An 11,080-nucleotide genomic window follows, 5' to 3' on the forward strand; every position below is an offset into this window, starting at 1 on the left:
AGTCTACAAACTGGCTAATGAGACGTGCTTCATGAGTTTCAGGGATGTCCCAAGCAATAGATAGTTCAAGGCTGAGTTGATTTGTGTTATACTGTTTATACATTTTATGTCTTTCTAGTTGTTTTGTAGTTATTATAATTATAAAGCATAAAATGGAAAAGGAGCAATTCTAATTTGGAATTGCTCGCTTTTTTATTTTATAAGTTAGTTTTTGCCCAGCCTCTTTCTGTTTATTTAAAGGAGGAAAATCTTTGAAAAGCTACTCTGATTTCTTCCGTCTGCCTTTCACACTACCTAGTGTTGCTAATAGAGTAACACCTGCTGCACTAAGCATATAACTAGAATCTGTACCAGTATTTGGAAGAGATTCTTGACGTTGTCCCTCCATCGCCCTTGTATTCACAAAATCTTTGGAGCTAGCTAGACCTGCTACTTGTTGACTAGAAACTCCTGGCTTTTGGTTAACCATCGGACGAGCAACTTCCGGCTTAACTTGTTTCAAAAGTGCTGGATCTAGTGTTACTAACTCTTTTTGCGTACCGTCGCCTAATACGCTAGATTCTTTCAACTTGTTTACGTCATAGATTGGACGAACAGTTTGCGTACCGTCGCCTAATACGCTAGATTCTTTCAACTTGTTTACGTCATAGATTGGACGACTAGTCTGCGTACCGTCGCCTAATACGCTAGACTCTTTCAACTTGTTCACATCATAGATTGGACGACTAGTCTGCGTACCGTCGCCTAATACGCTAGATTCTTTCAACTTGTTTACGTCATAGATTGGACGAACAGTTTGCGTACCCTCGCCTAATACGCTAGACTCTTTCAACTTGTTTACGTCATAGATTGGACGAGCAGTTTGCGTACCGTCTCCAACTACACTAGACTCCTTCAACTTGTTCACGTCATAGATTGGACGGGTAGTTTGCGTACCGTCGCCTAATACACTAGACTCCTTCAACTTGTTTACGTCATAGCTTGGACGACTAGTTTGCGTACCGTCTCCTAATACACTAGACTCCTTCAACTTGTTTACGTCATAGATTGGACGACTAGTCTGCGTACCATCACCAACTACACTAGACTCCTTCAACTTGTTTACGTCATAGATTGGACGACTAGTCTGCGTACCGTCTCCAACTACACTAGACTCTTTCAACTTGTTTACGTCATAGATTGGACGAGCAGTTTGCGTACCGTCTCCAACTACACCAGACTCCTTCAACTTGTTAACGTCATAGATTGGACGGGTAGTTTGCGTACCGTCTCCAACTACACTAGACTCCTTCAACTTGTTTACGTCATAGATTGGACGACTAGTTTGCGTACCGTCGCCTAATACGCTAGATTCTTTCAACTTATTAACGTCATAGATTGGACGACTAGTCTGCGTACCGTCTCCAACTACACTAGACTCTTTCAACTTGTTCACATCATAGCTTGGACGACTAGTTTGCGTACCGTCTCCAACTACACTAGACTCTTTCAACTTGTTTACGTCATAGATTGGACGAACAGTTTGCGTACCGTCTCCAACTACACTAGACTCTTTCAACTTGTTCACATCATAGCTTGGACGACTAGTCTGTGTACCATCACCAACTACACTAGACTCCTTCAACTTGTTTACATCATAGCTTGGACGACTAGTTTGCGTACCATCACCAACTACGCTAGACTCTTTCAACTTATTCACGTCATAGCTTGGACGAGCAGTTTGCGTACCGTCACCTGTCACTTGCCCCTGTTTTAACACTAACTGATTCAATGCCTGAACCAAAGAAGTTAATTCTTGATCTAATTGGGATTGTTGACCACGATGGTGGTTCCATTGAACAGCCTTGAAGGCTTCAACAAAGGTAGCAAGACTTTCTGGTGTATAGACAGAGAGATCTTTTGGTACTTGAGCTAATAAAGAATTGGTTGGTCCGTAATCTGCCAAGAAGTAAGTCGGATGTTTATCTGCCAAAGCCTTCATCAATTGTTTAGCCAATTCTGGGCGATATTCGCGACTCGGATCATCCGCCCAAATAGCAACCATACTACCAATACTTGGTACCTGAGCCCCTTTAGTTTTCGGAATAGAATTGAGGTGAACGTTCTCAACTCCTTCTAAGGCTTGATCTAAATTATACCAACCACTCTGAGCCTTATCACGACCAACGATATAGTACCAAGCATCATTGGTATTCAGGATAGCATGCCCTTTATCTGAGAGGAACTTGGAAGAGGCCACATCATAACCATTCCAACCACCTGTCCACATGGATACAATAATATCCTTATCAAATTGGCCTGCACTTTCCTTTTGATTGTAGTAAATACCATCGTTAAAAGCCATCGGTTTGAGTCCATGACTCTTCACAATTCGAGCCAAGTCGTTGGCATAAGCTACAAAGCGTTGGTAACCATCTTTTGGATAGTCCTTACCAGCCACAACAGATGGATCACCTTGTAAAATCCGCCAACCTTTAGCCGCATTCGTAACATCATTAGCAAATTCATCCAAACCAATATTAAAGATCTCTACCTTACCACTAAAGTAAGCTGCATACTTATCAATTAATGCCTTGGTAAAGGCAACTGCCTCCTCATTGGTAATATCCACTGTCCGAGCTGAAGAGAGACCATCAAATCGGAAATTAGGATTATCAATCCCCAATTCAGTCATTGCCACCAAGATGGCATCCATATGTCCCGGACTATTGATTACTGGGATGACCTTTAGATTACGCATTTTCGCATAATCTAGCAACTCATCCATTTCTTTTTGGGACAAAGCCGAACCGTTCGGATCTTTGTAGTAATGGTCATTCCCCACTTGGATTGCATCCTTAACCGCTTGACTAGCATAGGATTGGCCATTGACAGTTAGGCTCATATCGTCCAGAAGGAAACGGAGACCATCATTTCCCAAAAGAAGGTGGAAATCTGTATAACCATAGTGACTCGCTGCATCCATTAAATCTTTTAGCTGATCGACAGAGAAGTACTTGCGACCAGCATCAATAGAGATCACTTTTTTCAGAGCAAGACGCTCTTCTTGCTCCTTAACAGCGAGGGCTACTGGATCCATGGTTCTATCTTCTCGTACTCGTAACTCACTAGCAGCCATAAAGGTATTCGCTCGACCACCATCACCAACAGTCGCCAAAGCCTTAAGTTTCACATAGCGGGCCGCAGTCGGTTTGAAGGTAGCTTCTTCCCACTCACCTGTATTTTTAAAGGAGCCTGTACCAGCTAAATCCCAGGATTGATTATCCAGACTAGTGTAGATTTCATAAGTCCGAACCTTACCATTACTACCGCCATCAGACCGACTCCAGTAAGCCAAACCATCCAAGGTACGAACCTTACCTGTATCAATCGTTACCCAGAGATCCTTACGAGGACTGCCATCCCAAGAACTATGCCAAATCGTGGACGGATCTCCATCCAAGAGGTTCTCAGCCGCATTTTCTGCTCCAGCCTGAAGAGATCCTGGAATAGCCTGCGTTTCGATGCGTGGAACATAGGCTTCAGATAAGCCACTCTCTGGCACCTGTCCTCCTGGAGTAATCAAGTGAGCATATTTAACTGCTAAACTATCTGCCGCACGATTCAAACGGTTCACTTCAGCTTCCACACGTGCATCTTGATCTGCACCTCGTGATTCCGCTGCTCCATAAGCATTTGTGCGACCATACTCACGGGCTACAGATGAGAATAATTTCTCCACATCTTGGGCAGCTTCTGGAGATAAAGACTTGAGATAGGCTAATTTTTCAATTTGTCGTTTCGCTAACTTCAGCTGCTCAAAACGTGGACTAGTCCGAGGTGTTTCGTCACCACCCTTATCCCCTGGGTAAACCAAGAACGGATCTCCACTCTCCCACCACCAGTGGTCAATATTTTTGAGTGGATCTTTCACCCAAGCATCATAGGCCCAACGGAGATAGCCGTCAAGTCCAAGAGATGCTGCATACCAAAGTGTCCAAGCACTTTCTACAGGAGCACTACGAGCTACGGAGTTCGGATAGTCACCTACAGCCGTGTAAAGAGTTGTTGTAAAACCTTTTTGACGACGATCTTCCGCCAATTGTCTCACCAAACTTGGATCCTGAATATGAGCTAGGTTGATGGAAATGTCCTCGATATGATTGAGGATTTCCGCTTTTTCCGCAGAGTAATTCATGGCTGCACTGAGTTTCAGCCGTTTTCCATCTTTATTCTTAAATTGATTCACCAATTCAAGAACATGTTCCATATCTGCAATTGGACGCTCATCCATAGAGAGAAAGGCTTTATCAAACCAGGATTTCTGATCCAAATGTTGGATATAGGCTGTCAAAAATTGTCCCCAGATATCCTTCCATTCCGCACTACCCGTTGGTAATTTAACCTTCTTCATCTGATTACTTGCTTCATCAAAATAAGCAACTTGGTTGTCCCAAGGAGTCAAAGAGAAGGACTTAATCTGCTGGTCTATTCCGAGTGAAAGAGCTAAATCAACATATTTATCAAAATTTGTGAAATCAAAGCTAAAGGTTTGGTCACTATTCTTAGTCCATTTGACCATACTTGGATAGGCATCATAGGTTTGTGAATTCCACGGATCCTCAGAAATAGTCGTTGTAATGGAGCTACCACCAACTTTAACATACTCCGATAGTTCCTTACGCAACAGATCCAAATGACGGTCACTGAACCACTCATCTTGACTCAAGCCGAAATAGCGGGCAACTGTAAATGGATACTGCCATAAATCCATACTAAACCGTTTTTTACCATCTGTTTTCAAATCCAGAACTTGTAGATAATAATCCAATTCAACGGTTTCTTGAAGATTATCTGCTAGGACTCGCACCGTCCCCTTATAATTACCTGGTTTAACCCCTTCAGGTAGGGTTAGCTGCAACCAGACAGGCTGGAGCTGACCACGAGCTACATCCATCTGAGCAGCCTTGTCTAAAACATCCGGAATATTCTCACGTGGTATCTCTGGACCTGGTAATTTTCCATATGTAAAGCCACGCCCAACATGTCCCTCAGTTTCCTTAATAAAGAAAGATTTTAATGCCGAGGCTGGAATAACTCCCCCTTCACCAACAAAATCACTAGCTTGAATCCGAGTATTTTTCAAGTCTTGATTCTTATTAACAATAATCAATTTCCGATTATCCTGATCTCCTAACCAGAGACGAGACACTACTTGGTCTTGTGGTTCCTGATACAGGAAGTCGAAGTATTCCCCTTGCTTCGTATGTTGATTAATACTACCATAAACCGCATGAATCCCTTCTTCCTGCGGAATCTGCTCATCTGTAAAAATTTTGACCCCAACATGAGAATAAATACGATTATTAATCGGCCGCAGGGTCAAGGTCTGTTGTTGCAGTTCCAAATTCTCAATAGTATAGAGTAACTTAGCAAAATGCGTTGGTCCATCTGTATTTACAATCGCAACCTGCTGCCCATCCACTTCTAAGGAAACTTCACCCCCACCTTGGAACTGGTCTCCATATATCTCGACACGGTTACCTGTAAAGGTCACACTAAGGCTTCCAGAAAAACTACCATGAGCAGGACCATAATCATCCCATTGTCCTTCATACTGGGTTTTATTAGGTTCATGACTTTGGGTTATATCATTATGTGAGACTAACAAGCCTTCAGTTTCTAACAAGGTTACTGCTCTTGGTTGAAGCTCTGCTTTCTCCGATAAGGCTTCCTCTCCCAGCTTTTCTTCCACAGGTGGTTGAGAGTCCTCCGAAAACTTCTGTTCAACAGACTCAGTTACTGCTTCATCAGCTACAACTGGTTCCAACTGTGAAACTTCTAGCTTCTCTGGCTGTTCTTGCAATGAAACCGGCTCAGATGCCTCCTGTGCACTATCTGCAGCGACTGGATTGGCACCGACAAAGGCCAAACCTACCATCACAGAAACTAGTCCCACAGAATACTTCCGAAGGGAATATCGTTGTTGTTTGTTAAATGCTCGCATCCTCCACGCCTCCTTAAAACTTTTATCGTGAACCCCTGAACAAGAAACTCTGTCATCATCCAAAACTGAACACCTATTCCATTTCAAAACCTGATTCTATTAGACCTCTTTGATGAACATTATTGATGGCATCGATTAGCTTCTCCATAGGTCCTGTTCAATCACTTTATTCACCATCGTTTTAAAATTTTTAAAGTATTCCAATACTGAAGTTAAAGAACTTGTTGCAACTTTCATTCATAGGGGGTATAAGCATCCAGTTAGACAACCCAAACTCCATAAACGAGTTAGACTTCTATAGCTTGAGTATAGTTGAAAACGCTTACTTAATCAATCAACAAAAACTGGTTACTGAACTGGTATTCTATTTGAAACTATAGAAAAAACCGCTGTTTATAGACTCAAAAGTCTACCAATAGTGGTTTAACTGATGCAGAAAAAAACCAAAGCAACTCCTCCATTTTCCCCTCAAAAAATCCTAGAACAAAGGCTTCCCCAGTCCTCTTAGTCCCTCATGTTACAGCACTGTTCGAAGTATTCTAAAATTGTTGACTCGTAAGCAAAACAGATCGCTAAAGACGAGCAGCAACAAACTCGATAGCACTTTCCCAAAATAGGACTTAGCCTCCTCCCATATCCCTCAATAATCTACAATAGCAAGAGACTTGAATACTTCCTAAACAGCCATTGCTAAAAACAACAATCGTAAGCAGGAGAGAATCTGCATCTTACCAAACTCTCCTTGGCTCACAAAAGATTGAATCACAAAAATACCCCAGTCCTTAGTGAAACACTAGGGATTGGGGTATTTTCAGATTACAAATCAATTCCTACAAAATGTCTGCTTACTCTGTTAGAGACACCTCCCCTCGCTAATGGAAAGGTGGTCGTCCATTGAGACAAGAGGCTCCCAAAGATTCTAAAGCAATCATCAACTCTATGTTTTATCAGTTTTTAGAAAGTTACATTAATGAAAGAGATCAAGAGATTTGGAATTAATCTATTAAATTTGTTTTCTACGTTTTGTTTTAACAGCTCCTAGAGTTGCCAACATAGCAATTCCTGCTACAGACATCATTTGTGAGCTTTGGCTAGAAGTATTTGGAAGAGTCGCTACTGATTCAGCTTTCGCCACTTTTGCAACTGGTTTGTTCGGAGCTGCTACAAATGATTGAGTAACTTTTTGCTCATTTTGAACTGGAGTCTCAGCATCTTTCAATTCGTTAAGATCGAAGGCTGGGCGATTCATTTGAGTTCCGTTACCTGGAATTCCTGACTCTTTCAATTTTTCAAGATCAAAAGCTGGACGATCAGTTTGAGTACCATCACCTACAGATACACCGATTTTCTCACCGTTAATATCAAAGGATGGACGATCTACTTGAGTTCCGTTACCTGGAATTCCTGACTCTTTCAATTTTTCAAGATCAAAAGCTGGACGGACTGCTTGAGTACCATCACCTACGGATACACCGATTTTCTCACCGTTAATATCAAAGGATGGACGGACTGCTTGAGTACCAGTACCTACAGATACACCGAGCTTCGAACCGTTAATATCAAAAGCTGGACGGTCTGCTTGAGTACCAGTACCTACAGATACACCGAGCTTCGAACCGTTAATATCAAAGGATGGACGGACTGTTTGAGTACCAGTACCTACAGATACACCGAGCTTCGAACCGTTAATATCAAAAGCTGGACGGTCTGCTTGAGTACCAGTACCTACAGATACACCGAGCTTTGAACCGTTAATATCAAAGGATGGACGGACTGCTTGAGTACCAGTACCTACAGATACACCGAGCTTTGAACCGTTAATATCAAAAGCTGGACGGTCTGCTTGAGTACCTTCACCTACAGATACACCGAGCTTCGAACCGTTAATATCAAAGGATGGACGGACTGTTTGAGTACCAGTACCTACAGATACACCGAGCTTCGAACCGTTAATATCAAAAGCTGGACGGTCTGCTTGAGTACCTTCACCTACAGATACACCGAGCTTTGAACCGTTAATATCGAAGGATGGGCGATCCATTTGAGTTCCGTTACCTGGAATTCCTGACTCTTTCAAACTCTCAGGATCCACAGCTGGACGGTCTGCTTGAGTACCTTCACCTACAGATACACCGAGCTTCGAACCGTTAATATCGAAGGATGGGCGATCCATTTGAGTTCCGTTACCTGGAATTCCTGACTCTTTCAAACTCTCAGGATCCACAGCTGGACGGTCTGCTTGAGCACCTTCACCTACAGATACACCGAGCTTCGAACCGTTAATGTCAAAAGATGGGAGACTTATCTGAGTTCCCCCACCAACAACAGCGGATGTTTTAGCATTAGCTGCTTCAGGTGTTGGACATTCATGAGCAGATACAGGACCTGCTACAAATGTAGCCAAGACAACCGCTGCGAATGATGCGTTTTTAATAATTGTCTTTTTCATTCATTTTCTCCTTCATATGGGTGTTGTTCAAACAGAACAAAACTATGGTATCATAGAAAAAAAAAAAAGCAAGTGAGTTCCCTCCTAGAATTCCATTTTTTAATAGAAATATTCTAACTATCAAAACTCCTTATCACCCTGCTCCCCAACTCTAAAATTAAATCCAAACGAAATGACTCCTCCTATAACAAAGGTAGTAAAAAGTCTAGTTCTACGTCAAATAGAACTAGACTTTCGAAGTCCTCTCAATTCCAAACCCTAGAGCTTAGTTGGTCATGATTCGTATTAATGAAGACAATCTACGGCTCCTGATTACCCAAGACAATCAAAGGCAATCCGCTCACTGCCATCTTCCAACCAGATTAGACCGCATTTCTCAAAACCATATTTTTTAAAATCACCTGCATTCCTTGATTATCTCGATGAGTATCAATCCGCAGATAAGCATATCGTTGCCGGCAAAAATCGAAACAGGCTTTGGCAATATTCTTGGTACGACCATTTGAAGCTAAACGATGAATAACCCCATAATCATCCTCGCAACGAAAACGTCCTTCAATGATGGCATAGGTCGGATCAGGACCTGCCATCAAGGCAAAGACCCCAACAATTTCTCCAGCTACAACACAGACATACAAATGCTCCCTATCAATATCAGAGGCAAGTAAGGAATAACTAGGATATCCATTACTCCACTGACTAGCATTCCCTGTTTCTTCCATAAATCGACGAGCCGTCTGATAAATGTCCATAATCTGCTTTAAGTCACCTTCAGTGGCTTTTCGAATCAACATCTCTACACACCGCCTCTCACCTGTTCTTTTAATACGAAAGGAGTAGCCTCTATAATCTCTTACAACACTAGCTTCAGCAGTAAACTCTGCTCAATTCCTAAGAATTCTTCTTTTCAACTCGCAACTGATGTTCCTTATCTGCCAGAAAGGCTTCCATTTCTGTAACCATATCCACATCCAACCGCTCTGCCAATTCTAACAACCACCAAATATTCTCGGCTAATTTACTCTCAAGTTTGTAAGGTGTCTCATCATAATACCTTCCCTGTCTCGTCATCACCAATCGCTGTAAATTGCCAATATCATTTGACAGAGCTAGTAAGTCTTCCTCAATCGACCAGCGAGATCCATGATTAGCCTCCTCCAATTTGTGATAGGCCTCCCGGATTGCAGTGCTTCGTTCAATTATTTCCTTCATATAACATTCCTTTGTTAGTCCTTCCGTAAATTCTTAAAAATCTGTGACTATTGAAATAGAATCATTCTCACAACCAGCATATGAACTTCTTCGCTCCCACTCAGCTACTAACTGCTTTCATATCGCCTTGCTTAATGGTTCTTTTCCTGCGCTAAGATTTCCATATAATCAAGTCCCCATTTCTCAACTTGGTCCAAAACTCCCTGAAAACTGTGACCAATCTCGGTTAAACTATACTCTACTCTCGGAGGTACTTCTGGATAGACTTTACGATGAACCAGTTTATCCTTTTCAAGTTGCCTTAAATGGCGAGTCAAAATACTTTGGGTCACGCCGGGAATGTTTCGTTGCAACTCATTAAAGCGTTTGGTCCCTGTACTCAACTGATAAAGAATAACCAAAGCCCATTTACCAGTTAAGACTTTTTGAGTCGTCGCAAAAGGACAAATCCCATATTCACTAACTTTAGTTGTCATTTTTTGCTCCTTATTTTCCAGTAATAGTATCAGATTTGCTACTAAGCTTCATAAAAAAACGTACTTGTTTATTTGATAGTCTGATTATACAATAGATTTGTAATCAAATAAAGGAGAAAACTGATGTCTAAAAATCTAGAAATTTTCAACCGTTACAATGAAGCTCTTATCGCCGGTGACTTTCCTGCCGTATTTGATACGATGGCAGATGACATCATTTGGCACCAGCCTGGAAATCATACGATTTCTGGAACTGTTGTAGGGAAAGAAAAGCTTGGGGTTCACTTAGCCACATTTGGTCAAAAAACAAACGGTACTTTCAAGGTTCTAACCAATTGGGTATCTGATAACAAGGATTTAGTTGCCGCTCATGTAACTTTCCTAGGGACACGTCCCGATGGAGTCGAACTGAATATGAGTGGAATTGACCTGTTCCGCATCGAAAACGGTAAAATCCAAGAAGTCTGGCTTTTCTCATCCGACCAAGCCACTGAAGATGCATTTTGGGGATAATTTGAAAAAACTTGCGAAATGTTCGCAAGTTTTTTTCAGACTCACTCAATCCTTTGCCAAACCTTCAAGAATGGAAACATTGGGTATCTGGCTCACTAATACTCATTCAGAATCAAAATTAGCAGATATCCATTCTCTATGGACAATCGATCGTAAGCGAGTAGTTGATAAGCTTTGGATAACTTCTTGCAACTGATCAATGACGTCATTCAATGATTTAAATGCTTTGTTCTTAAATCCTAATTTCCGAATCTCTGCCCAAACTTGTTCAATCGGATTCATCTCTGGTGTATAAGGTGGAATAAATGTAAATTCAATATTGCTAGGAATATCCAATGTCTGTGATTTATGCCAAACCGCATTATCCATCACCAAAATAATATAGTCGTTAGGGTAAGCTTCTGACAGTTGTCGTAAAAATTCATTCATCCAAGCCGTATTACA

General features: G+C 41.7%; 6 protein-coding genes and 1 pseudogene. 1 reads left to right on the forward strand and 6 read right to left on the reverse strand.

Annotated features, from left to right (window positions below; all coding sequences use genetic code 11):
• Positions 1-274: 274 nt before the first annotated feature.
• The 5 genes and pseudogenes from E4T71_RS10495 to E4T71_RS06890 all read right to left on the reverse strand — a co-directional run.
• Positions 275-5,986, reverse strand: a pseudogene (locus tag E4T71_RS10495) (glycoside hydrolase domain-containing protein); the annotation flags it as partial.
• 1,003 nt (positions 5,987-6,989) lie between these two features.
• Positions 6,990-8,435, reverse strand: coding sequence for an LPXTG cell wall anchor domain-containing protein (locus tag E4T71_RS06875; RefSeq protein ID WP_135038378.1), 1,446 nt, complete (start codon positions 8,433-8,435; stop codon positions 6,990-6,992).
• A 362-nt stretch (positions 8,436-8,797) separates the two neighbouring features.
• Entirely contained in the window at positions 8,798-9,229 is a 432-nt protein-coding gene (locus E4T71_RS06880) for a GNAT family N-acetyltransferase (RefSeq protein WP_228062373.1), read from the reverse strand.
• 97 nt (positions 9,230-9,326) lie between these two features.
• Complete coding sequence (locus E4T71_RS06885; RefSeq protein WP_135038380.1) at positions 9,327-9,647, reverse strand: MazG-like protein; 321 nt, start codon at positions 9,645-9,647, stop codon at positions 9,327-9,329.
• A 131-nt stretch (positions 9,648-9,778) separates the two neighbouring features.
• A complete protein-coding gene (locus tag E4T71_RS06890; protein WP_135038382.1) occupies positions 9,779-10,123 on the reverse strand; it encodes a helix-turn-helix domain-containing protein in 345 nt (114 codons plus the stop codon).
• 123 nt (positions 10,124-10,246) lie between these two features.
• Between E4T71_RS06890 and E4T71_RS06895 the strand changes: the two genes are divergently transcribed.
• Positions 10,247-10,636 carry a nuclear transport factor 2 family protein gene (locus E4T71_RS06895; RefSeq protein WP_135038384.1) on the forward strand — a complete coding sequence of 130 codons (390 nt, stop codon included), beginning with the start codon at positions 10,247-10,249 and terminating at the stop codon, positions 10,634-10,636.
• Between the two features lie 102 nt (positions 10,637-10,738).
• Here E4T71_RS06895 and E4T71_RS06900 read toward each other — a convergent pair.
• The coding region (locus tag E4T71_RS06900) for a transposase (RefSeq protein ID WP_194181234.1) at positions 10,739-11,080 on the reverse strand (342 nt) is incomplete at its 5' end.

The organism is Streptococcus sp. WM07, from assembly GCF_004570525.1.
Classification (GTDB): Bacteria; Bacillota; Bacilli; order Lactobacillales; family Streptococcaceae; genus Streptococcus.